A 24,091-nucleotide genomic window follows, 5' to 3' on the forward strand; every position below is an offset into this window, starting at 1 on the left:
TTACTAATAAAATACTTATTAAATATAAAAACTTTACAAAAAGCCTTAAAAGTGTTGGAATTTAGGGAGGAATAGAAAAATATAACGAAAAAGATAAAAAATTTTTAAAAAATGTTTTAAAAAAATTAAAAAATATATCAAAATTTATCAAATTATGCTATAATGAAAAACGATTAAAAAAGAAAGGAAATAATTGATATGAATAAGAAATTATCAAAAGAGGCTTATGGCGGTGTTCATGGTAAAGATTATGTACCATATATAAACGATAAGTCAAAAAAAGGTACTAACCTTGCAGTATTAGTAATTGGTATTATATTATCAGCACTATTTGCAGCATCTACAGCTTACTCTGGTATGAAATCGGGGTTAACGGTTGCAGCAGGAATTCCTGGAGCTATTATAGGTTCAATGCTTATAGGAGTATTCGCTAAGTCAAAAGGTATACTTGGGAAAAACATAATCCAAGGTATGTCAAGTGGTGGAGAATCAATAGCAAGTGGTATGATTTTTGTATTACCAGCAGTTATCCTTATAGGAAGTCAAATGACATTCTTAGAAGGAGTAATAGTAGGTGTAGGAGGATGTTTATTCGGTATAGGATGTTCATCATTAGTTTACAACTACTTAATAGTAGAAGAACATGGAAAACTTATGTATCCAGAGTCAATGGCGATATCTGAAACTCTTGTTGCGTCTGAAGGTGGCGGAGATGCTATCAAGTTCATGGGAATAGGTTTTGGAATAAGTGGTATTATAAATGTTTTAACAGGATCATTCTTAAACGTAGTTAACAACACTATGACATTCTTAGGAAGTAAGTTCTACAAGTGGAAGTTCTCTATGGAAGTAAACCCACTATTATTAGGTATAGGATTCATAGTTGGATTAGAAGTATCTTTAACAATGTTTGCTGGTTCTATATTATCTAACTTTGGTATAGCTCCATTAATCGGTTACTTCACTGATATGGCTGCTAACAACATGAATGCATGGAATGATGCATCAGTAGCTATAAGCCAAATGGACGTAAATGCAATATCTGGAAGTTATGTTAAATACATAGGTGCAGGTATGATGCTTTGTGGTGGTATAATAGGAGCAATAAAACTTATACCAACAATAGTTGTTTCTGTAAAAGAAACTTTAAATGCAAGATCTGCAAAAGACGGAAGTTCTGAAGGTAGTTCAGGTGAAATGTTAATACTTATAGCTAGTATCGTTATAGCATTTGTAGCTGCATTCATGATATCTGGAAGTGTAAAAATGGCAATAGTCGGAGCAATAGTTTCTCTAATATTATCATTATTATTCGTAATAGTTGCAGGTCGTTTAACTGGTACAATAGGAACATCTAACCTTCCAGTATCAGGAATGACAATAGCTTCATTAGTTATATTAACATTAGTATTCGTTATAATGGGATGGACTAGCAATGCTGATAATAAATCGTTATTATTATTTGCAGCATTCATGGTTGTTGCAATATCAACAGCTGGAGGATATACTCAATCTCAAAAAGTTACTTATGTAATAGGTGGAAATAAGAAAGAAATGCAAAACTACTTCGCAATAGCTTCTGTAGTAGGTGTTATTGTTGTTACAGGAACAATAATGTTACTTGCTGACCAATTAGCTGTTACTGGAGCAGATGCACAATTTGCCCTACCTCAAGCTAACTTAATGTCTACATTAACTTCTGGTATAATGTCAGGAAATTTACCATGGGTTATGATAATAGCTGGTGTAGTTATGGCGTTATTCTTATTCTTATTAAACTTACCAATAATGACTATAGCTATAGGATTCTACTTACCAATATCAACAACTTCAATAATATTAGTTGGAGCATTAATCCGTGTATTAGTTGAAAAAATGTGTAAAGAGACTGCTGAGAGAGAAGCTAGAGTTTCAAACGGTATAAGTTTATCATCAGGATTAGTTGCTGGTGGATCTATAATAGGTCTAATCGGTATAATCTTACAGGTATCTGGAGTTATAACTCCTAAAGTTCCAACTGGATTTGCAGCTGGAAACATGATGGCAGTAGTAATATTAGTTCTATTAGTAATAGCTACAACTGTGCCAATAATGGTATCTAAAATTAAGAAAAATGAAAACTAATCAAGAAGTTTTAGATATTGTTTATAAAATTTGCGATAATATAGAGTATGATATAAATGAAGATAAAGTAGTTACTATACTTGAGAAACAAGAGCATAAGATTCAGAAGTTTTTTAGAAAACTAAAATTTAAAATTCCTACTTATAAAAAAATTGAACTAGATGAATACAGTAGTGCAGTATTTTTAGAAATTGACGGTGAAAAAACTGTTGAGGAAGTGGGAAAAAAACTTGAGCTTAAGTTTGGAGAAAAAGTAAATCCACTTTATGAAAGGTTATTACTTTTCCTAAATCATATAGAAGTAAATTGCAAATATATAGAAAAAACTAATAGCTAATTAAAGAACTTAAATATTAGATATTGACATAAATAGGTATAAACTATATTCAAAATTAAGGCCTATGGAGCAAAGTTATATGTTCCATAGGTCATTTTTATTGTGAGAATATTTCCATATTTTATCATTTTAATATACTATTTTAAATATAAAAGATAAAGAAGAAACAAAAAGTTACAAAATATATTGACGACTTTTAATGATAAAAAATAAGGGTATAATAAACATGACAAAAAGATTTTGGAAGTAAAAATTAATAGAATTTTAGAGATTAAACATTAAATAGACACTACAAAAATATAAAGTATCTGTTAATCAAAAGAAAAAATATAAAACGAAGGGAGAAATGAGTATGAGAAAAATAAAAGAAGGTAATGTAATATATCTTATACAAAAGGATAAAAATACAATGGATTTGAGATGCAGCGAGTGCGGTGTTGTTAAAAATGAGTTAGATATTGAAGTAGAGATTGATAAGGTAAGTAATAGAAAGGTATACAAATGTGAATGCGGTTGCAAAACATTTACACCACAAATAGATATAGAAGAATACTACATATAATCACCAAATATCTATAAAAAGGAAGGGATTAAATGAGTAAAACCTACGAAAGGTTAGAATAATAAATGCACCTACAAGAAAATGTGGGTGCATTTTTATGTTTTAACTGATTGACAAAAAAGTTAATAAATGAGATATAATTTAATATAAGTAATTGGAGATTAATATGTTGTAAAATTAAATTATGGAGATCAGATTATTATGAAAAAAAGAATAGTATATTTTACAATTACAGTAGCAGTAATGTTAGTGGGTTTGTTATCAAGAAAATTTATGTTTATATTTCCAACTAGCATTGCTCCATTTGTAGGAGACATGTTATGGGCTATGATGGTTTACTTTGGTTTTAGGTTCTTGTTTCCCAAGTTAGATCTTTTAAAAAACTTCAATATAGCACTTATTTTTTCTTTTGCCATAGAGATAAGCCAGTTATATCAGGCTGACTGGATAAATGCTATACGAAAAACTACTATTGGAGCCTTAGTACTTGGGCATGGTTTCTTATGGATGGACTTAATAAGCTATTTTATAGGGATTACAATTGCTGTAATAATAGATAGATTTTTAAATTATACTAAGTAAGTGAGAGGGGGTGTACAAAAATGTGTACCCCATTTTAGATTTTTAACAATTCCTCCTAAGTAAGTATTTCACTTAATATTATATGTTAATATATTTAAAACCTATTGGAATATATTAATAGTTGGTATAACTTGATATGAGGTCAGAATTTGAGTTATTATAATATAAACAAAAGTTAATTAAATGAGAGCTATAAAAGGAGATATATATGGGGAAATCATGGAGTGGGTTAAAAAAAGGATTAGAAGAAGAGTTTTTGTGTGAAAGTTTGAGAGGTCGTGTTCATTATTTTTTGACACATTATCGTGACGCACATGATGACTACGGAAGGTTTTGTGTTAGGGTTGATAAAAATGAATATGCTAAAGCAAATCCATTTGCATACTATGTAAAGGGATATTACAAATTAGAATGTAGGACCAAAGTAGAGCTTGATGTGCCAGATAGAGAATGGACTGGTGATGAATATTTATATGAAGAAGAAAACAAAGTTATTGAAGATAAAATCATAGATATGTCAATAAATAATGGTGATTTTGATATTTGCGATGTTACTGAAGCAATTAGAGAGTATAAAGGATTACCTATTGAAAAAAGTATTGCATCTGAAAATCCAATTATTAGAATGTTCGCTATAATGGATAGACGTATAGGTAAAAGAACACTTAGAAAATTAGCAGATCAAGTAGACATACAGCCAGATTGGCTACAGTTCTTTTATAAACTACGTTTAGATTCTGAAAAAAAATATTCTTCAGAGATTATATTTGAAGAAAATAGATAATTTAAATTAAACAGACTTATTTTACTTTTAGACCAATTAATATGATCATATTTATATCAAGGTGGTGGGAGCATTATTTATTTTGAATTTAATGGTTTTTATATAAACTTAATTGAGAGTAAAGATTTAAATAATATTGTAAGAATATATAACTCAAATAAGCTCTTTTTAAAAAGTCACATAGGTAAAGAAAGTATAAATACAAAATGGGTACGTGATGAATTAAAGATAATGAAAAATGAAGGGTTTTACTCATGTAAAATTGTTCAAAAAAATTCAAATGAAATAGTAGGTATAATTGATTTTAAAGTAGATAAAGAAACATATTTATCACTGCTTATGATTAATAGTAATCTTAAAGGCCAAGGTATAGGAATAAAGGTATATGAATTATTTGAAATGCACATAAAGTCAAGCAATAGTACTAGCTTAAGAATTGATGTTGTTACAAATTATGATAAACGTGTTCTTGATTTTTGGATAAAAAATGGTTTTAAAAGTATAGAAAATATAACCTTAAACTGGAATAAAAAATTATTACCTGCTGTTGTTATGAAAAAAAATTTATAGCAAATTTATACTGTTGAAAAATATATTTCCAAGAACTTGGCATTATGTTTCAAACAACAGATTGTTTAGAAGTTATGCATATGTTATTATAATTGATAATTAAAATAATACGATGCTTATTCTTATCCCCGGGTAAGAGTATTAAAAAGCACTGTGTCTTTTCCCACAAGGGCCTTTTTAAGGAGGGATTAGGCTGGGTGCTTTTATGTTTTTATAGGGAGTTTAAGTAGAATGTAGATGGAGGTAAATTTATGAATTGGAAGATTAAAAAATTTAACGAACTTAATATAGAAGAGATATACAAAATTTTAGCATTAAGAAATGAAGTATTTATTGTAGAACAAGAATGTCCCTATTTAGACTGTGATGATAAAGATTTAAATTCCTATCATTTATTCTCGAAAGAAAATGGAGAAATAGTATCATACTTGAGAATTTTAGAAAAAGGAGTTTCTTACGATGAAATATCAATAGGAAGAGTAGCTGTTAAGAAAAGTTATCGTGGAAAAGGAATCTCAAGAAAAATGATGCAAAATGCTATTGAATTTATAGAAAATAATTTGTCTGAGGATACTATAAAAATTCAGCCACAAGCATATTTACTTGATTTTTATAGCAGTCTTGGGTTTAAAGCTGTTTCAGAGGAATATTTAGAAGATAACATTCCACATATAGATATGATATATAAAAAATAAATATAAAATTGCTTAGGAAATTTAAATTAAAGTTGATATATATGATAAAAATAATGTAGAATTTTAAGTAGGATTAAAAGAAAGGGCATTATAAAATAAATAATTATTAACTTTATTTAAAAAGGGGAAGTTATTATGAAGTTTTTTACAAAAGAATATCAAAGGGACATGGGAAGAACTGACATACATATGTTAATGAGAGTTACAAAAAAAGCAGAAAAATTCGATGAAAAATACTACCAAGATTTATACAAAAAAGAATTGAAAAACTTCTTACAAGAGCAAAAAGAAATATGCGAAATGACAGAAGAAGATGAATTTGACGAAACAGATTGGAATGAAATTTCTGTTATGGATGAAGAAGGTAATATGGTAAGTGTCAGTGAATTTATGTTACAAGAGGAAGTAGAAGAACTTAGAAATAACATACTAGAAGAAGAAAGAGAAGCAGCAGAAAACTTTGAAATGGAAGAATATGATGAGGTAAAATTGACAAGTGAATTTGCCCAAAGTCATAAGTATGAAATAGAATTTTTAAAAAACAATTTGCCAAAAGATATTTTAGATGATGTGGCAGATATAAGAGTCTTGGCTCTTAATAAGGCATCAAAAAATATTAAAAAAAGAATAGAAAAATATTGCAAAGAAAATGAAAAAACAACAGAAAAAGTAATGAAGGATTACTTTAATTACTTTAAAAAGGTAGAAAAACAAATTCCACAAAAAATCTTAGACAATTATGATTTTCATGACTGTGAGATTTTAAGTGTGAAAAAAGTTGGAGATGATATTGTCTTTGATCTTGATAATAGTGGTGGCTTTACAGATATAAATAAGATAATTTATAGAAATGGCCAGATTATAGAAAATAATTTGGAGGAAAATTCATACTGGATTTACGATGAAATATATAAGATAGATGATTTATATGAGTTTCACATAGGGATAAGCAGCAACAATGAGTATGAGTACGATTATATAACTTTGAGGGCAAGTGATGTGGATTTTGAGTAAATTATTGTAAAAACCAACATTTTAAGATATAAATATTTGGTGAGAAGATATTACTAATATAAATTTGTGAGGTGGAAAAGATGGCTTCAAGTAGAGAGTATTTGGATTTTATTTTAGAACAATTATCTGATTTAGAAGAAATTTCATATAGAGCTATGATGGGAGAATTTATTATTTATTACCGTGGTAAAATTGTAGGTGGTATCTATGACGATAGATTACTTGTAAAACCTATTGATTCAGCAAAATCACTTATGCCCACAGCTTCTTATGAAGGGGCAAAGAAAATGCTGCTTGTTAATGATGTGGATAGCAAAAACTTTTTGACAAGGTTGTTTGATTCTATGTATGATGGACTGCCAGCACCAAAAAAATAGCTGTTTTAATGTACATGTGCAAAGTTGTTGTAGGTTCAGCTATAATAATTTTAATGAAATTATAAATTAAAAAGATATAGAATTAGTATAATACTAAGCCCTATATCTTTTTTACTTGATTTTCAATAAAATATATTGTAATATTAGCTAGAAAAACAATATACAAAATTAAGGAACGTATTGGTAACACGCTAATAGCCTATTAGCAAAAGGAGATTTACAATGAAAATAGAAAAAAATATGTTTATAAAAATAGGACTTTCAGTAATAGCTCTATTTCTTATGATTTATTACTGGAAAAATATTTCGGCAGGAGTAAGGACGTTTATAGCAGTAGCCAACCCTCTAATAATTGGTTGTATGATTGCTTATATTTTAAATATTATCATGAAGTTTTACGAGAAAATATTATTTGAAAAATGTAAAAGTGAAAGAGTACTTAAGTTTAAAAGAACAATATCAATACTTTTATCATTTGGTAGCGTTGTGATTATATTTATATTAATAGCAAGGTTAATAATACCTGAGTTAAAATCATCTATTGAAGTGCTTGTTTCTAGTATTCCACCTTTTATAGATCACATGGTTAATTTATTAAATTCTAATCCTAACATACAAAACTTGTTGCCTAAAGATATAACCAATTTTAATATGGATATGATAAACTGGAAAGAAATAATTGATAATGGTTTTAAGTGGTTTACTTCTGGAGCAGGAACTGTTATAGAATATGTGACTGGTTTCTTCTCAGTAGTATTTAATTTTGTAGTAGGTTTAATATTTGCCATTTATATATTAGGTGGAAAAGAAAAATTAAGTAATCAATTTACTAGATTAATAAACACATACACAAGTCCTAAAATAAGTGAAAGAACATTTTATGTGTTAAGAGTGATTGATCAGAGTTTCCATAACTTTATAGTTGGACAATGTACAGAAGCTTTGATACTTGGAACACTTTGTACAGTAGGAATGTTTATTTTAAAATTCCCATATGCACTTATGGTAGGGGTTCTTATAGGATGTACAGCGTTGATCCCTATAGCTGGAGCTTATATTGGTGCAATTGTTGGATTTATTATGATTTTCACAGTGTCACCAACGAAGGCAATGTTATTTTTAGTGTTTATAGTTGTGTTACAACAATTAGAAAATCAATTTATTTATCCAAAGGTGGTAGGTTCTTCTATTGGACTTCCTGGTATGTGGGTATTTGCAGCCGTTATGATAGGTGGAGGATTGTTTGGAATTCAAGGTATTATATTTGGAATTCCTACAATATCTGTTGTTTATCAATTGTTGAAAAAAGATTTGAATAAAAGAGAAGGAATGAATACTTCTTTGGAATCAGAACAATTATCTATATAAAAAATACAATCAAAAGAGTATTTTACTATAATATAAGTATAAAAACAAAAAGGTTGCTTTTCGAAGCAACTTTTTAATTGTCTAAAGACTTATTTTATCCCGTTATGTTATTTTAGATGATTGTGGAAACACTCTAAATGCAATGTAAGTATTGAGTAAATGTTATAGTATAATAAATGTTGCAGTTATTATATAGTGGGAAAGATAAATATAATATTTATACAGGTCATACACACCCTCTTAAAGTCCTTGTAAGTGTCTATGAGCATGGCACTTATAACACAAGTCCTGATGTACTTTCTGCTTTGGCTACATCTCACCTGACCATTATTCATACTCTAATTCTTAGTTTTTTAATATCACTGCAAATAAATTCGTACTATCAAATTTAAATTTATTGGTGCATTTTTAAATTATGAAGGATATATTCCTAGCATCACCTCAGTGAAATTTACTGAAGACTTAATTAAAAAATAAAACCACTTAATTAAAAAATATAAGTGGTTTTTTTTATTAAGTTCTTTTAATAATTCTTTTGCATTATATAATTTTAGGTTTTCTATATTAAATCTATTTGATACAGAGTCAAAAGCTAACGGTATTAAATATTCCTTTCCAGATTTATCTAAAATATATATGGCGTCTATACTTTTACTTATAAATTTTAGTCTTTTTATTTCGATAGGATTTTGTATTTCGGATTCTTTTATAAAATTATGTATGGCATTACTACCAGAAATAAATTGAACAAGATTTTCTGGAATATCTAATCCTATTTTTCCAATACTCCATGTCCCATTATCATTTCATACTATAGCAGAATTAACTATATTACCATTTGAGTCATATAAACGAGCTTCCCATTGATAGTTATCCTCAACTAATAAATTTATAGCCTTTCCTTCACACATTGATTTTTCTAAATCATCACTTATAATGTATGTTTTATATGGTTCTCCTATTTTATCTTCTGATTCATTAAAGCTCCTAGTATTTCTAGTATTTTGAGAGTTGTATGCTATTAGTACATCTTCTTTTTCTGAGGCTTGAGATATAGATTCTTGATCTAAAGTTAAATCAATATTATTTTCATCAAATCCATTTTAAATTATATAATGTCCACCCATACCAATTATTACTAAACCTAATAGAGCTGCATATTTTATTTTTTTCATATTGTACCCCTTTCAATTTTATTATTTCCAGAATGCATGATTAGTCATCCCAAAAGTATTAATTAAGTAAGAATAACTTGCACTATGTCCTTTACCTGTTGCAGGATCATTATAAAGAACCATAGATCCAGATTCATTGTACCCTTTAAGAGTAATAGCATGTGCTTGTTTACTTAAAGAAACAACCATCGGACAATTTTATTTATTTGATATTTTATAGCTGTATAGCTTGGTGCTGGTAACTTATAACTGCCTGCTTTTCCTGTTATATATTTCACACCTTTTACAACATCTACAACTGTCCCCCTCGCTGATATACTATCTCCATTTACTGAAGATCCCTTAATGTATTGTAGAATAGATTTCTCATAGTTAGTTGTGTTTCCCTTAAAATATGCACTAGTCATTGAAGAAGATGATGCCCAACAAGTATTATTCCATTTTTGAGCTTGTTGAGGTACGGATAACGTTTTATTAGCAGCATTACTAGTCACAAAAGATGCTACTATACAAATGATTGATACAAGTATCATTGCAGAAATTTTATAAAATTTCATTAAAAATTTCCCCATTTTAAATAATTTTTAATGTGTAAATATATAATTCAAAGCTTTGTAAAAATAAATCTTATTTAGTTATCCCTCACTCGTTCTTCTCTTAATGCTCCTAAATTTAAGCAATAAAAAGGCACCTAATTAATAAGTGCTATAAAAAAAGCTAATACTATTCCAAATACTGCTCCAGTAATAATTACTGTCATTGACTTTAAAAAATTTCTTATAAATTCATGTAAAATAATAATCAAATCTGACATAAATACTGACATATGTATATATCAGTTTAATGTAATTCAGTAATATACTAATTCTTTATCAAAAAAGCCATGAAACACTTTCTTACATGGCTCAAAAATTTCAAAATAAGTATGTATAAATCCTCCCACTGATGCATCCATAATAACAGGAAGATTATATTGTAGGAGGATTTCCATGCAAAGAAAAAGAGAGTAAAAACCTCTCTTTTTTAATAGTCATCTTTTATAAAAAACACCAAACTACTTCAATTAGTTCGTTAGGATACGAACTAATTAAAAGTTAATATAATATATATACTTGACAACAGATATATTATATTAGAAATTTTCAAAAATATAGTGTAATCATTGGAAACACTATATTTTTAAACCCTTTTTAATTCCATAATAGTTCATATTAACATATGTATTTTTTTTATTAAAGACTTTTTTTAATAATACTTTACTGCTACCATTTATGATATATCTTAACTTAGAAATTAAATGTTAGATATATTAGGGGTGTTAACAATAAAAAAATTACAAGGGGAAGAACAAATATGAAAATGAAAGGTAAAATCATTCCGCTGATACTTTTTTCAGCATTTATCTTAACCAGTACTTTCAATGTATCATTTGCAAATCAAGCTAGTTCAAATGGATATGATCCATTTTCAAAAAATGCAGAATTACTAGAAGTAAATGAGTGGAACCAGTATGAAAATTCAGAGGAATTATGTAAAACTAATAGTATGCAAAAAAATAAAGAACAAACTATTTCTGAAGTTGAAGATAAGTTAGGTGATAATATAATTTTGCATAATAATGGTGATCCAATAAAAACAAATATATTTGAAAGAAAAGATGGCAATGAACTTTTTGCTATTGCTCTAAACAATATAAATGGAATTGAACAAAAAACTTATTATATCAAAAATATTGATAATATCGATATGAAATCTTTGTTAAATGATATAGATACTCAAGAAGAAGTTAATGCTACTGTAGAAAATAACATTCCTATGGCCCGTCCAGCTGTTGAAAATTATAAATGGGACTTTTATGCAACTGGTAAAGATGGAGTAAAAAGACAACAGGGAAGTTTAGCAACATCAATTTCATTTACGAGAAGATCAAAAAGTACTTCAATAAATGGTGTTAAGGGTTCTGTATGGGATATTGATTCATCTTCACAGTTATTATCTCGTTCGAATGGTTTTATAGATAACCATGTTACAAGAATAGATGTAGATCAGCCAAATCAAACGTTATACAGTTGGGGACCTTATGATTCAGGAAAAACAACAGCAACTGTTTCATTAAATGGATTGGTAAATCCGAAAGAATGGTCGTTCCCAGTAGATGGATTCTCTGTTAATGATGATTCTAAAAAAGGATCAAAATGCGGAAGATGGATATATAAGGCACATATATCTACGACTCCTAAAAAAATGAATACAAGACCTGGTGTAAGAGTAACAAATACAAAAGGTAAATTGGTAACTAAATTAAGTCAAACAGCTAAAATAGCAACTCCATATGCAATAAGTAATCATTCAACAGGGGTTATAACGATTTATACTCCAGATAGATAGGGGGATTTTTTATGAAGAAAAATATAATAAAAAAAATACTACCATTAAGTTTACTTTTATTAATATTAGTTGCTTGTAATAAAAATGAATTAAAGGATTCTAATATTAAAAATGAAGAAGAAAAGTCTAATAAAATTATATCATTAGAAAAAGACCTAGAATTTCCAAATGATTCGTCAAAAAATTGTATAAATTATTATGATGAAGTAGTCAAAGAAACAAAGGATATGGGAAATAAATATGAATTTGATATAAATTTAGATGAAAACAAAATGATAATGATAAAGAACTTATCAAAAGAATTTATTTCAGTTGAAATAGAAGATCCAAATGGAACTACATATGATAATTCAAATCAAAAATCTAAAAGTGAATATAATTTTGATTTTGTATCCCAAAAAGGTTTATATAAAGTAAAAATCAATTTATCTGATAGTAAAAAAAGTAAGTTCGATTTGTATGTAGTGAATAAGTAAAATAGTATCATTTAGAAAAGCTCTCTAGAAATAGAGTGCTTTTTTATTTTTCAAACACAATCACAGATATGACAATAATAACTAAACTAGCATCCTTGCTTTGTAGGAGAATAACAAAAATGTACTTAAATTTTTATTGTTTTAAGTTATTATTTTTAATATCTTTTCCGTTTAATTTGTATATTTACTTTTGAAAAATATAGTATTTTTTAGTATTCTAATTTCGTTTTTATTTTTGAAATAAGTTTTGAGTGAGTGAAAAACTTACAAGGCTTTAAATTTTCAAAACTTGCTTTTGAAAAAAAAAGAGCATAAGGAGTTTTTGTCCCCATATGCGATAGGGAACTAGGCAAAGCCTAGTAATACTCTCATTCAAATCCAAAAAAAAGTGGTCCCCCTAATTTTAAAAATCCCACCAAAACTACCACCTGTTTTGCCACCAATCTGCCACCAAAAAACTGCTCTTTTGCCACCCAAATTTAGACTCTAAAATCGCTTCTTTTTTGAGTTACTTTTGATATTGTTTATCTCAATTCTTTTATTATTTCTATATCTTTTTCTATTAAATCATTTAGTATTGTGATAGTATTTTTTTCTTTTACTGTCGCATTCTTCTTCGCTTTCTTTAGTTCCTCATTCAAGCTACATACGAATTTTGACGGATGTGTTTTTGGGTTATTAGGTTGTTATTTTAATTCAATATTTATCAGCATATTCTTAATGCTTTTGTTCTTAATAAGATCTATGTTTCAAGACCTTATTAATCACAACATACCACAGTATAAAGTATATCAGACTCTCATTACCCCAAGTTTAAATACATCATAACACCCAATGCCTTGAGGGTTTCACTAAGACAGGAATAATCTCCTTGCTAACCCAACCAGTATAATATTTATAGAGGTCATACACACCCTCTTAAAGTCCTTTTAAGTGTCTATGAGCATGGCACTTATAACACAAGTCCTGATGTACTTTCTGCTTTGGTGAACATACATTAAATTAGGATTTTTCATATAATCAAATTGACAAATATTTAATATTATAAATACTTCAAGGAGGATATAGTATGAGAAAGTGTTTAAGATGTGATGAAGTTATGGTTGAAGATTATATATTAAAGACTGGAAATTTAACATCATGGGCATCAGTAGTGCTTGGAAAAGGAAGTGGAGTTTTTTCGGGTACAAAGGGTAAGGTAAAGGCTAGTGTTTGTCCAAATTGTGGTGAAATTTCAATAATTATTGATGAATTAGAAAAAGTTAAGTAATAAATGATTTTGATAAAATACGAATGATAGAAAATAGATAAATTTCCACTTTATAATCAGGTTTAATTTATTAATGTTAAAATAATACGAAATAAAAATCCAATAGTTTGCCATTGGATTTTTTAGATTGCTTTTTAATGAATCATGAATATGTTATATTAGTGATCGACAAATATCTAGTGACGTAATATTCCTAATTTATTTATATTAATATATTTACCTATATTATTTTGTTATATTATTGTTGACTTATAAATAATTGGTGCTACAATTTAATTGCTATAATGCAATATGGTATTAGTTGATTCTTTTAATGCATTTCTTAACTTATAAAGATATACAAATTGAAAGTTACATTTAAGAAAAAACTATATGATTTAGTAGAAGACAATAAAAATAAAAAAGAAGAGGGTATATGAGATGAATATAGTAGAAAGAATTGAAAACTTACGTAAAGTTATGCAAGAAAAAAACATTGATGCTTACATAGTACCTACTGCTGATTTTCACCAAAGTGAATATGTGGGAGAGTATTTTAAATCTAGAAAATTCATCACTGGATTTTCAGGATCTGCTGGTACTGCAATTATAACAAAGACTGAGGGTCGTCTTTGGGTCGATGGAAGATATTTCATACAAGCTGCTAAGCAACTTGAAGGAACTACAGTTGAGTTAATGAGAATGGGTGAACCAGAAGTTCCAACTATAGAGGAATATTTAAAAGAAACATTAAAATCTGGAGAAACACTAGGTTTTGATGGACGTGTAGTATCAGTAGGAGAAGGTCAAGAATATGAAAAAATCGCAAAAGCAAATCTTGCAAAAGTTGATTATAATGAAGATCTTATAAGCGAAATTTGGAATGATAGACCAATGCTTTCAAAAGAACCAGCATTTGCATTGGACATTAAATATACAGGTGAATCAACAGCAGACAAATTAAAAAGAATTAGAGAAGAAATGGATAAAGCAGGGGCATCTATTCATGTTCTTACAACTTTAGATGATATATGTTGGACATTAAATATTAGAGGAAATGATATTGAGTTCTTCCCACTAGTTCTTGCATATGCAATAATTACTAAAAATACTGTAGAGTTATACATTGATGAAAACAAACTAGATGATGAGATGAAATCAAATTTTGCTAAAGATTCTGTTGTACTTCATCCATACAATGATGTATATGAAGATGCGAGAAAAATTGGAGAAAATGAAGTTGTACTTCTTGATCCATCAAAAGTAAACTATGCTCTTTATAACAATATTCCATCAAATGTATTAAAAGTAGAGAAAAGAAACCCAGAGATTTTATTTAAAGCTATTAAAAATCCAGTAGAGATTGAAAATATAAAAAAAGCACAAATTAAAGACAGTGTTGCACATGTAAGATTTATGAAATGGTTAAAAGAAAATGTGGCAAAAACTAAAATTACTGAAATTAGTGCATCTGAAAAATTAGACCAACTTCGTGGTGAAATGGGTAACTTTATACGCCCAAGTTTTGAACCAATATCTTCTTTTGGAGAGCATGGTGCAATAGTTCATTATGTATCAACTCCAGAAACTGATATTGAATTCAAAGAAGGAAGCTTATACCTATCAGATACAGGTGCAGGTTTTTATGAAGGGTCTACTGATATAACAAGAACTTTCGCTCTTGGGGAAATTTCACAGGAAATGAAAGATAACTTTACACTAGTTGCAATCAGTAATATGCAGCTTGGAAGTGCTAAATTCTTAGAAGGATGCACAGGTATGACATTGGATATGCTTGCAAGAAAGCCATTCTGGGATAGAGATATGAACTTCAATCATGGTACAGGTCATGGTGTGGGCTATCTTTTAAATATTCATGAGGGTCCAGCAGGTTTCCGTTGGCAATACCGCAAAGGAGAAATAGAACCATTCCATGCAGGTATGATTATAACAAATGAACCAGGTATTTATATTGAAGGTTCTCATGGTATACGTTTAGAAAATGAGTTACTTTGCAAAAAAGGTACTGAGAATGCATACGGACAATTTATGTATTTTGAAGCAATAACATTTATTCCAATGGATTTAGACGCAATTAATCCAGATATAATGACAGCTGAGGACAAAAAACTATTAAACAATTACCATAAAGAAGTATTTGATAAAATATCACCATTCTTAAATGAAGAAGAGACTGAGTGGTTAAAAAAATATACAAGAGAAATCTAATAAATAAATACACTTTTCGGTGATCTATCGCTGGAAAGTGTATTTTTTAATTTATCCATAGTCTAATGCTATTATTATGAAAAAATATCAAGCACTTATTTATCCTGCTTTTACAATGTCAGAAAAAGAAGTTGAATATTATAAATGGGATATCAATGAGTATGAAATTAACAAAGATAAAGAAATTATAGAAAATATGGTATGTGGTCTTAAAGATTCTAATGACATGCTTGTGGGAGCTTATTTACAAAATCCAGCTTATTGTGAAGATAGATATGTATCCCCACGTTTAATAGATGATTTAAGTGGATTGCCAAAAACATTAGTAGTAGTTGCTGAATATGACTTCTTAAGAATACAAGGTGAAGCTTATGCTAAGAAACTAGTACAAAGTAATGTGATATGTGCTTACACCAAAATAAAAGATTTCAAATTAAGAACAACAGAGTCTATGTAAACGGTAATAAATAAGTTAAAAGAATGCTATAAGAAAAAATAAGTACGTAATTGTTATAAATTGTGAAGTTGAGAGGGAAATATGATTATATTTGGTCTAGAGATTAATTATTTTTACTTTACAAATATAGGTAAATTTATTATTATGTAATTTGAATAAAGTTTAAATAAATAGGAGGGAATTTATGAATACTTTAAAAGGAACAAAAACAGCTGAGAACTTAATGAAATCTTTTGCAGGAGAATGTCAAGCAAGAACAAGATACACATATTATGCAAGTATAGCTAAAAAACAAGGATATGTACAAATATCAAATATATTTATGGAAACTGCAGAGCAAGAAAAAGAGCATGCTAAGAAATTCTACAAATACTTAAAAGAAGATTTTGTAAATGATGAAATGATAGAAATAAATGCAGCATATACAGTATCATTCCATGAAGATACTATGAAAAACTTAAAAGCAGCAGCTGCTGGTGAAAATGAAGAATGGACAGAGTTATATCCTGAGTTTGCAAAAATAGCAAGAGAAGAGGGGTTTGAAGCTATAGCTATAACTTTTGAAAGAATAAGTGAAGTAGAAAAAAGACATGAAGCTAGATATAATAAATTAGCTAAGAACATAGAAGAAGGAAGAGTATTTAAAAAAGACGAGAAAGTATTATGGAAGTGTTTAAATTGTGGACATATACATGAAGGTGAAGAAGCTCCTAAAGTATGTCCAACATGTGTACACCCACAAGGATACTTTGAAGTATTTGTTGAAACATATTAATATATACAATAAGCTATCTATAAAATAAGATAGCTTATTTATTTTATAGCATTTTGTTGAAAATACATTAGAAGATTTATATTAATTAGTAAAAAATAAGTAAATAGTAGTATATGTTAGGAGCTATCTTAAGATAATTAATATTAATTAGGTAAATAATCTAATATAAGATTATATTTTAATATCATTATGTAATCTTTAACTATAAAATATACTCTAAATTTATAAAAGGAGGGAACATACTTGAGTGATATTTACAAAAAGGAATACGAAATAAATATTTTTGATGTTGACGCTGATCACAAATGCAAATTTTCATCTTTAGCAAATTACATATGGGATGTTGTTGTTTCTCAATCTGATTATTTAGGAGAAACTAATGAAGGTTTTGTTAATAATAAGTGCATTTGGGTACTTTTAAAGTATGATATAGCCATATATGAATATCCTAGGTTCAAAGATATTATAACTGTTGATACTAAGGCTATTGGTTCTAAGAAGTTTTACGGTTATAGACAAAATACTATAAAAGATTCTGAAGGAAAAATTATATGTGAAGTTTCTTCAACAGCTATATTGATAGATTATGAAAAAAGACGTCCTACTAAAATATCTTCTGAGCAAACCGAAATATATGGAATTAAAAAAGAATTAGATGAAGTACCACCATTAGACGATATCCCTAAAATTCAAGATGAGAACTATGTAAAAGACTACCATGTTAGATATAGTGATTTAGATTGTAATGGTCATGTTAATAATGTGAAGTATATGGAAATGGCAATGGATACTTTACCAAGACATATTTTAAATGAATATGAACTATCTAATATCAAAGTATTATTTAAAAAAGAAACAACTGATGGAGATATATTACATATTTCATCTGAAGTAATAGATAATGATAATAGGGGCGTTACTACTATTCATAATATTACAAATAAAGAGGCCAAACTTCTTACAAAATTACAGTTTATATGGAAGAGAAAATAGGTTTACAGTGTAATACCATTTATACTCCTAAACACGATGTAAATAGGGGAATATATTTTGGTATTATCTTTATTGTAAATATAATTAAACAATATTAATATAATGCTAATTAAGAGAGTATCAAGATAAGATGCTCTTTTTTATTTTTTAGATTTACATATTTTATTGTTTAAATCAAATAACATCCAATCTCAAAAACAATATATTTATACAAACAATAAAGTTCTATACATATAAATCAAATAATAATTTATATATGAGGGGGTGTAAGATGATTGATAAAAAATTAGAAGAAAATCTTGGTGGAGTATTAAGATTTATAATAAAAAATTTTGGTAAAAATTCATTGTTAGACTCTACTCATTTAAGTGTAATGATAAGTGAATTAAGACCAAATTTATCAGAAGAATGTGCATGGCTAAAAGAAGCTTTGGACTTGGGTATAGCAGAGGTCCTTTTAGACAAGAAAAACACCAATGACTTAAATAGAAAAATAGCCCTAAATAAAGCAAGACTTATAATGGAAGAGAATCATATTCCTCCGAAAAAAATAAATTTTATATTGGAAAATTTGAGATATGGATTAAAATGGCCACAATATATTGAAGTAAAAGATAAAAAAATAGAGAAGTATTTACTAGAAGGTAATTCAAATCAGGAAGAAATCTTGGATGAGCCTGATAATATTAATGAAAATAATATAAATTCTCAGGGATCAAAAGAAAATGACTATAGTTTAAGTTCTGCAAACAAAAAACATAATTACATAATTCCTTTACTTATATTAGTTTTTATAGGAATTATAGGTACAGCAATTTTCATAGGTTTAAACACAAGTCAGATTGATGTAACAGAAATCATATTTGATATGGATTATAAAAAAGATGAGCCTGCATATGTTTTTAAAAAAGGGGATTTTATAATAATGAATTTGACTCTTAAAAGTGATAAAGAAGAAAAGGTAGATGAAAATAATCTTTCTTATGTTGTAGATGATACGTCCATTTGTAAAGTAAGTGATGAATTTGAAAAATGTAGGATAACAGGTATAGGTGTTGGAACTACTACTATTCATGTATACTACGGTAACAAGTTGATAGAAAATATAGATATATCATTTGAAAATTAATATAAATAAATTTTAGAAATTGGTCAATTAAAAATTTACACACATATTATAAAAATTACTTGAGGTAGTATAGCCATTGATATAAAATCAGTGGCTTTTCTGCTATAATTAAGAGATAAATGGAAATTTGTAGCGGAGATTATTTATAAACAATGAGAAAATAAATTTGAGGTTGGAGGTTTATCATGAAAAAGTGGTATGATGAGGAGTATGAATGGGAAATCGAGGTAATAGGGTTTCTCCGTGGCGACAGTACAGAGCATTATTGCCGAAATGGCGAGGAAATTGGAGATAAGTATACCTGCACCTATGGCTGTCCTGTTAATGATGATGGACATGGGATTTGCTCCAAAACCATGATGATTATGTTTCCAATAATGGAGGCTGTCAGAAGTGGTGGAGATTTAGAGAATATCGGCGGAACTAGTAAATATAGCAAAGATATTGTATGTCCAGATGGTTGCGTCATGTTCAGGCTTACAGCAAAGAAACTAGGGAATGAGAATTTTTATAAGGGAAAGTTTTTTGAGTAGTTTTGATTTTCAAATTTAGAGGGGGGATATAGCATATATGAAACTATTTAAAATTTATTTTAGTCCCACAGGTGGAACTAAAAAAATGGCAGATTTAATAAGTAGACAATTTGATTTTGAAACAACAGAATTAGATTTGTCAAATAGCATGGAAGATTTCTCGAAATTTACATTTAGTGAAAAAGACCTTTGTATTATAGCAGTTCCGTCTTTTGGTGGGCGTGTACCAATGGTAGCAATGTCTAATATTAAGAAGATAAAGGGAAATGGTTCAAAAGTTATTTTAGTAGCAACATACGGGAATAGAGCATATGAAGATGTATTGTTAGAATTGAAAGATACATTAACAACATTAGGATTTTTCTCCATTGCAGCAATTACTTCGGTCACAGAACATTCCATTATGCATCAATTTGCAACTGGAAGACCAGATTTACAAGACAAAGAAGAATTGATAAAATTTTCTGGTGAGATTAAAGAAGTCTTGAAACAGGGAAAAGTTACTAAAGATTTGTATGTACCGGGGAATAATCCATATAAAGAATATAAGGTTATTCCTTTAGTTCCAGAAGCAAGACAAGAATGTATGAGATGCGGTCTATGTGCTGTAAAATGTCCAGTTGATGCTATTTCAAAAGATAATCCAATGTTGGTAGAGAAAGAAAAATGTATTTCCTGTATGCGTTGTATAGCTATTTGTCCAAATAAAGCTCGAAGCGTAGATGAAGAGTTAATATTGGCAACTTCAAAAAAATTAGAAAAGGTATGTTCCAAAAGAAAAATGAATGGACTATTTTTATAAATATATATTAAAAAGATATAGGATCAGTGTAATACTAGATCCTATATCTTTTTTACTATTTATACTATTTTATTTTTGCCATATCTCTCTTATTATTAAATAGTTTAAATACAAAAAACACTCCACAAATTACAGATGATAATAAAAAAATTATCTTTTTCATGACTATCTCTCCTTATAAACTTTATTTACTTAATTTTATATTAAAGATGTTATAAGAAAAAGACTGTTTTTTTGTAGAATTTTTAGATATAATGATAATGATGGGGTTTTATGTCGACATTTGAGACCTATGGAGCATAGTTATATGTTCCATAGGTCTTTTTTTATTGTATTCTACTTTAAAACATGTGAATAATGCGAAATGAAAATGTTTTTGGTATCATATAGATAAATAAGAAAATTTATGATTATATAATATACTAAAATTGTTATACTAATGTAGGTTAATCATATGAAAAAGGAGTGAGCACATATGAACAAACTAAAACAAATAGCCGTATCACTAATAACAAATCCCATATTGCTTATAGCATACGGATTTTTTTCTTATAAACTAGCCGAAGTCTGCAAATATGGAAGACGTAATTACGATCTTCAAATATTAATACTACTAACTATATTTTTCATACTTGTTATTATAATTACATCTATTAAAATTATAAAAGATAAGAACAACAATCCAAGGAAACTAACAACATCAAAACCTTGGAAATACACATCTATAGCATTAATCATTGCAATTACATCATTCTATGGATACAACATATACAAAAGCTCAGTAAATTTTGGTGGAAAACTTTCATGGCTTATACTTAGAGCCAAAACGGAAAGAAGTGTTGAATTTGAACATAATAATTTTTACAAATATGGTGTGGCAGGAATTTTTAATGATATAAATGAGAAATATCCTCTTCCAAAGAAATTATACATAAGCAATGAGCTTCAGCTAAAGTTTAACTCTGATGGAAAAATTACAGACTTATACGCCTTTGTTTATGGCAAAAATAAAGATGGACAAGAGAAGAGTTACCTGATAACTTATGACAACAAATCAAATAAAATTACTCTAATACTGGATGGAATAGTGAATGGTGACTACAATGAAGACAAATTGTTAGATCCTTTAGTAGAAACAGTAAGAGCAATTAATATAAAAAAATCCTACTTGAAAAATAATGAAAGAGAATATGGACTGCTTTATGGTGGTAAAAGAAGTTGGGGATATGATACAACAGGTCTTATAAATATCTATGAAGATGGTCATGAACTTAAATTAGAAGATATATATAATATGCATTTAGAAGAATTTAGTGGAGAAATAACTGGATATAGTGTATCTTTATATATTCCAAACAAGAAGGAAGAGATAACACCTTGTAGATACAATTTGATAAATGATACGGACTGGAGTAAAAGTCAAAACATTCTTCCTGGAGAAAATCCTAATAATGAAGGTGTAGAAAAACCTGATGAATTCAATAATCCTAATAAATTAAGTAAAGAGGAATTTTACTTATCAAATAAAATAGGCTATAAACTAAATCCTGTGGACGCAGCTCTTGGAAGTATTTTTTATTAATTAATAAAAACTACTGATGGTGGTCTTACATGGGAAAAAATAAATGAAAACCCATTTGGTGATGCTGTTGGAAGCATATATGGTATAAACTTTATAAATGAAAAACTTGGATTTGTAGTTACTGTTAATAAATCTGGTGATAGTGCAACATTATATCGTAGTGAAAATGGTGGAAAAACCTTTAACATAGTAGATTTTAATCAAGATGAAGAAGAGGTAGAAGGCGGTCTTACTACAAGTATTTTTGATTTTCCAACTGTGCCTTACAAAGAAGGTAGAGTATTAAAGATGATTGTAGGACAGGGCCAAGATGGTGACTATAAAGGAGATAAAGCTGTACTATACGAATCAAAAGATAATGGGAAAACATGGGCAAAATCAAAATCAACAATATAATAATACTTTTATATATAAGTACCAGAAATATTAAAATAAAAGGGGGAATATTATGAAGTACGAATATGAATTTAGTTTTGATGATTATGTATCTTATTTAAAAATGAACTTCAAATTAATGAAAGGGAAAAGTGTAATTGATAAAAAACTTATAATAAGATTTGTATTAATTTATATATGCATAAGCTTAATACTAAGATTATTAGAGCTTAAACTTTTATGCAATATATTTATAATAGTTGTAGGAGCTTTGTTTATTTTTTCTTCTATTATATTATCAAATCGTGTATTATCAACTAACCCAAAAATTTTTGCTAAAATAATGGCAAAAAAGAACCCTGATGTAATATTTGCCAAAAGAACATTAGAAATAAAAGACAATGAATTCGTGCTTCATGGTGCATCATCTTCTAAAGTTACAAATGTAAAAGACATAAAAGACATAATGATGGATGAAAATATTATAGGAATAATATCAAATGAAAATATATTATGTGCATATGTTCCTGTTAGTGTTTTCAAAGATGAAGATGAAAAGAAAGGTTTTATAAAAGTAATAAAAGACATGATAAGTGAAGATCATGTCACTGATGAAAAATTGTAAAAAGCAAAATAAATCTACTTTAAACCTAATGTAGATAAATAGGACTTTATAAGATATTTAGTAGCAATAGTATTGTTGTTTTGGGGGTTAGCTTTATATACATATATAGTTTTATATTTTGATAAAATTAAAGAAAGAATAAAAAAGCGTTTTGAATGTTTACATATGTAAAAAATAATATATGAAATACAAATGCCCTTATTGCAAAGAAATGCTTCATTATGCTAGATCGCCAAGATTAGATGAGTTAAAAGAACTAGATTAATAAATTTTAACTTATAGAATATCTATAGTGAACAACTAATATAATGCAAAATAAAAATAGTTTTGATATCAAATAGATAAATAGGAATTTATAGAGGGGGAATATAGATGATAGAATATAAAGAAATCTCTATTATACAAATAAATGATTTAGCCAAAATGTATGTTGACACATTTAATTCCGAACCGTGGAATGATAAATGGACTATTAAAACGGCAGAAAAAAGATTAAGTCAAATGATAAATGTAGAAGATTTTTATGGAATATCAGCATATAAACAAGGCGAATTATGTGGAATGATTGTAGGGAGTAAAGAGCAATTTTACGATGGAGTAATGTTTAATATAAAGGAATTTTGTGTAAAAAATGGAATGAGAGGTCATGGTATAGGCTCTGAAATCTTTAAAGAGTTTCAAAGGAAGCTAAAAGCATCTGGTGTGACAGAAATAATCCTTTTCACATCAAGAGGAGATTACACAGAACATTTTTATCATAAGCATGGATTGGAATCTTATAATGGATTGACATTCATGGGGAAACAATTATAAATTCCAATTTATGAAGCAGATTAAGTGAAAAATTGTTATATATTACGTTATAAAAAGATAAAAAGCGAAATGCTGTG

The 24,091-nt window shown here is 28.0% G+C and carries 28 protein-coding genes; 24 read left to right on the plus strand and 4 right to left on the minus strand.

Annotation, left to right across the window (positions count from 1 at the left end; all coding sequences use genetic code 11):
* Window positions 1–198: 198 nt before the first annotated feature.
* The 10 genes from K0039_RS08545 to K0039_RS08590 all read left to right on the plus strand — a co-directional run bounded on the left by K0039_RS08545 (window position 199) and on the right by K0039_RS08590 (window position 8,413).
* Complete coding sequence (locus tag K0039_RS08545; protein ID WP_228104632.1) at window positions 199–2,124, plus strand: OPT family oligopeptide transporter; 1,926 nt, start codon at window positions 199–201, stop codon at window positions 2,122–2,124.
* On the plus strand, window positions 2,114–2,461 hold the full coding sequence (locus K0039_RS08550) for a PqqD family peptide modification chaperone (protein ID WP_228104633.1): 348 nt from the start codon (window positions 2,114–2,116) through the stop codon (window positions 2,459–2,461). The genes K0039_RS08545 and K0039_RS08550 overlap by 11 nt, the downstream gene beginning before the upstream one ends.
* A 352-nt stretch (window positions 2,462–2,813) precedes the next feature.
* Window positions 2,814–3,023 carry a hypothetical protein gene (locus K0039_RS08555; protein WP_228104634.1) on the plus strand — a complete coding sequence of 70 codons (210 nt, stop codon included), beginning with the start codon at window positions 2,814–2,816 and terminating at the stop codon, window positions 3,021–3,023.
* A gap of 201 nt (window positions 3,024–3,224) precedes the next feature.
* Window positions 3,225–3,605, plus strand: a complete 381-nt coding sequence (locus K0039_RS08560; RefSeq protein ID WP_228104635.1) for a ribosomal maturation YjgA family protein — start codon at window positions 3,225–3,227, stop codon at window positions 3,603–3,605.
* Window positions 3,606–3,813: 208 nt separating this feature from the next.
* Window positions 3,814–4,389: an SF0329 family protein gene (locus K0039_RS08565; RefSeq protein WP_228104636.1), complete on the plus strand. Its 576-nt coding sequence runs from the start codon at window positions 3,814–3,816 to the stop codon at window positions 4,387–4,389.
* Window positions 4,390–4,620: 231 nt separating this feature from the next.
* Complete coding sequence (locus K0039_RS08570) at window positions 4,621–4,959, plus strand: GNAT family N-acetyltransferase (protein WP_228104637.1); 339 nt, start codon at window positions 4,621–4,623, stop codon at window positions 4,957–4,959.
* 251 nt (window positions 4,960–5,210) lie between these two features.
* Window positions 5,211–5,654, plus strand: a complete 444-nt coding sequence (locus tag K0039_RS08575; RefSeq protein ID WP_228104638.1) for a GNAT family N-acetyltransferase — start codon at window positions 5,211–5,213, stop codon at window positions 5,652–5,654.
* Between the two features lie 135 nt (window positions 5,655–5,789).
* Window positions 5,790–6,668 carry a DUF4085 family protein gene (locus tag K0039_RS08580; RefSeq protein ID WP_228104639.1) on the plus strand — a complete coding sequence of 293 codons (879 nt, stop codon included), beginning with the start codon at window positions 5,790–5,792 and terminating at the stop codon, window positions 6,666–6,668.
* An 80-nt stretch (window positions 6,669–6,748) separates the two neighbouring features.
* On the plus strand, window positions 6,749–7,045 hold the full coding sequence (locus K0039_RS08585; RefSeq protein ID WP_228104640.1) for a TfoX/Sxy family protein: 297 nt from the start codon (window positions 6,749–6,751) through the stop codon (window positions 7,043–7,045).
* 222 nt (window positions 7,046–7,267) lie between these two features.
* Window positions 7,268–8,413: an AI-2E family transporter gene (locus K0039_RS08590; RefSeq protein ID WP_228104641.1), complete on the plus strand. Its 1,146-nt coding sequence runs from the start codon at window positions 7,268–7,270 to the stop codon at window positions 8,411–8,413.
* Between the two features lie 1,196 nt (window positions 8,414–9,609).
* Here K0039_RS08590 and K0039_RS08595 read toward each other — a convergent pair.
* The 3 genes from K0039_RS08595 to K0039_RS21970 form a co-directional block, all read right to left on the minus strand.
* On the minus strand, window positions 9,610–9,777 hold the full coding sequence (locus tag K0039_RS08595; protein WP_228104642.1) for a cysteine peptidase family C39 domain-containing protein: 168 nt from the start codon (window positions 9,775–9,777) through the stop codon (window positions 9,610–9,612).
* Window positions 9,762–10,145, minus strand: coding sequence for a papain-like cysteine protease family protein (locus K0039_RS08600; RefSeq protein WP_228104643.1), 384 nt, complete (start codon window positions 10,143–10,145; stop codon window positions 9,762–9,764). Before K0039_RS08600 ends, K0039_RS08595 begins: the two co-directional genes overlap by 16 nt.
* Window positions 10,146–10,279: 134 nt before the next feature.
* The gene (locus K0039_RS21970; RefSeq protein WP_265589443.1) at window positions 10,280–10,414 is read right to left on the minus strand and encodes a hypothetical protein; all 135 of its coding nucleotides are present in this window, start codon (window positions 10,412–10,414) and stop codon (window positions 10,280–10,282) included.
* 527 nt (window positions 10,415–10,941) lie between these two features.
* Between K0039_RS21970 and K0039_RS08605 the strand changes: the two genes are divergently transcribed.
* The 11 genes from K0039_RS08605 (at window position 10,942) to K0039_RS08655 (ending at window position 22,201) form a co-directional block, all read left to right on the plus strand.
* Window positions 10,942–11,976, plus strand: a complete 1,035-nt coding sequence (locus tag K0039_RS08605; RefSeq protein ID WP_228104644.1) for a hypothetical protein — start codon at window positions 10,942–10,944, stop codon at window positions 11,974–11,976.
* Between the two features lie 11 nt (window positions 11,977–11,987).
* Window positions 11,988–12,452 carry a hypothetical protein gene (locus K0039_RS08610; protein ID WP_228104645.1) on the plus strand — a complete coding sequence of 155 codons (465 nt, stop codon included), beginning with the start codon at window positions 11,988–11,990 and terminating at the stop codon, window positions 12,450–12,452.
* Window positions 12,453–13,521: 1,069 nt separating this feature from the next.
* Window positions 13,522–13,722 carry a hypothetical protein gene (locus K0039_RS08615; RefSeq protein ID WP_228104646.1) on the plus strand — a complete coding sequence of 67 codons (201 nt, stop codon included), beginning with the start codon at window positions 13,522–13,524 and terminating at the stop codon, window positions 13,720–13,722.
* A gap of 420 nt (window positions 13,723–14,142) precedes the next feature.
* On the plus strand, window positions 14,143–15,930 hold the full coding sequence (locus K0039_RS08620; protein WP_228104647.1) for an aminopeptidase P family N-terminal domain-containing protein: 1,788 nt from the start codon (window positions 14,143–14,145) through the stop codon (window positions 15,928–15,930).
* A 76-nt stretch (window positions 15,931–16,006) separates the two neighbouring features.
* Window positions 16,007–16,387 carry an alpha/beta hydrolase fold domain-containing protein gene (locus K0039_RS08625; RefSeq protein WP_228104648.1) on the plus strand — a complete coding sequence of 127 codons (381 nt, stop codon included), beginning with the start codon at window positions 16,007–16,009 and terminating at the stop codon, window positions 16,385–16,387.
* Between the two features lie 184 nt (window positions 16,388–16,571).
* Entirely contained in the window at window positions 16,572–17,162 is a 591-nt protein-coding gene (rbr, locus tag K0039_RS08630; protein WP_228104649.1) for a rubrerythrin, read from the plus strand.
* Between the two features lie 243 nt (window positions 17,163–17,405).
* The gene (locus K0039_RS08635) at window positions 17,406–18,155 is read left to right on the plus strand and encodes an acyl-[acyl-carrier-protein] thioesterase (protein WP_228104650.1); all 750 of its coding nucleotides are present in this window, start codon (window positions 17,406–17,408) and stop codon (window positions 18,153–18,155) included.
* A 271-nt stretch (window positions 18,156–18,426) separates the two neighbouring features.
* On the plus strand, window positions 18,427–19,284 hold the full coding sequence (locus tag K0039_RS08640) for a hypothetical protein (RefSeq protein WP_228104651.1): 858 nt from the start codon (window positions 18,427–18,429) through the stop codon (window positions 19,282–19,284).
* 185 nt (window positions 19,285–19,469) lie between these two features.
* The gene (locus tag K0039_RS08645) at window positions 19,470–19,817 is read left to right on the plus strand and encodes a TIGR04076 family protein (RefSeq protein ID WP_228104652.1); all 348 of its coding nucleotides are present in this window, start codon (window positions 19,470–19,472) and stop codon (window positions 19,815–19,817) included.
* Window positions 19,818–19,854: 37 nt separating this feature from the next.
* Window positions 19,855–20,619: a 4Fe-4S binding protein gene (locus K0039_RS08650; protein ID WP_228104653.1), complete on the plus strand. Its 765-nt coding sequence runs from the start codon at window positions 19,855–19,857 to the stop codon at window positions 20,617–20,619.
* 475 nt (window positions 20,620–21,094) lie between these two features.
* Window positions 21,095–22,201: a glycosyl hydrolase gene (locus tag K0039_RS08655; RefSeq protein ID WP_228104654.1), complete on the plus strand. Its 1,107-nt coding sequence runs from the start codon at window positions 21,095–21,097 to the stop codon at window positions 22,199–22,201.
* On the opposite strand, the gene K0039_RS08660 is transcribed toward K0039_RS08655, so the two are convergent.
* On the minus strand, window positions 22,198–22,389 hold the full coding sequence (locus K0039_RS08660) for a hypothetical protein (protein WP_228104655.1): 192 nt from the start codon (window positions 22,387–22,389) through the stop codon (window positions 22,198–22,200). The genes K0039_RS08655 and K0039_RS08660 overlap by 4 nt on opposite strands.
* 70 nt (window positions 22,390–22,459) lie before the next feature.
* On the opposite strand from K0039_RS08660, the gene K0039_RS08665 reads away from it, so the two are divergent.
* The 3 genes from K0039_RS08665 to K0039_RS08675 all read left to right on the plus strand — a co-directional run bounded on the left by K0039_RS08665 (window position 22,460) and on the right by K0039_RS08675 (window position 24,014).
* Window positions 22,460–22,597, plus strand: a complete 138-nt coding sequence (locus K0039_RS08665; protein WP_228104656.1) for a hypothetical protein — start codon at window positions 22,460–22,462, stop codon at window positions 22,595–22,597.
* 52 nt (window positions 22,598–22,649) lie between these two features.
* The gene (locus K0039_RS08670) at window positions 22,650–23,201 is read left to right on the plus strand and encodes a hypothetical protein (protein ID WP_228104657.1); all 552 of its coding nucleotides are present in this window, start codon (window positions 22,650–22,652) and stop codon (window positions 23,199–23,201) included.
* 372 nt (window positions 23,202–23,573) lie between these two features.
* Window positions 23,574–24,014, plus strand: a complete 441-nt coding sequence (locus tag K0039_RS08675) for a GNAT family N-acetyltransferase (protein ID WP_265589444.1) — start codon at window positions 23,574–23,576, stop codon at window positions 24,012–24,014.
* The last annotated feature ends 77 nt before the right edge of the window (window positions 24,015–24,091 follow it).

Origin of the sequence: Terrisporobacter mayombei, assembly GCF_020748465.1 — a bacterium.
Classification (GTDB): Bacteria; Bacillota; Clostridia; order Peptostreptococcales; family Peptostreptococcaceae; genus Terrisporobacter; species Terrisporobacter mayombei.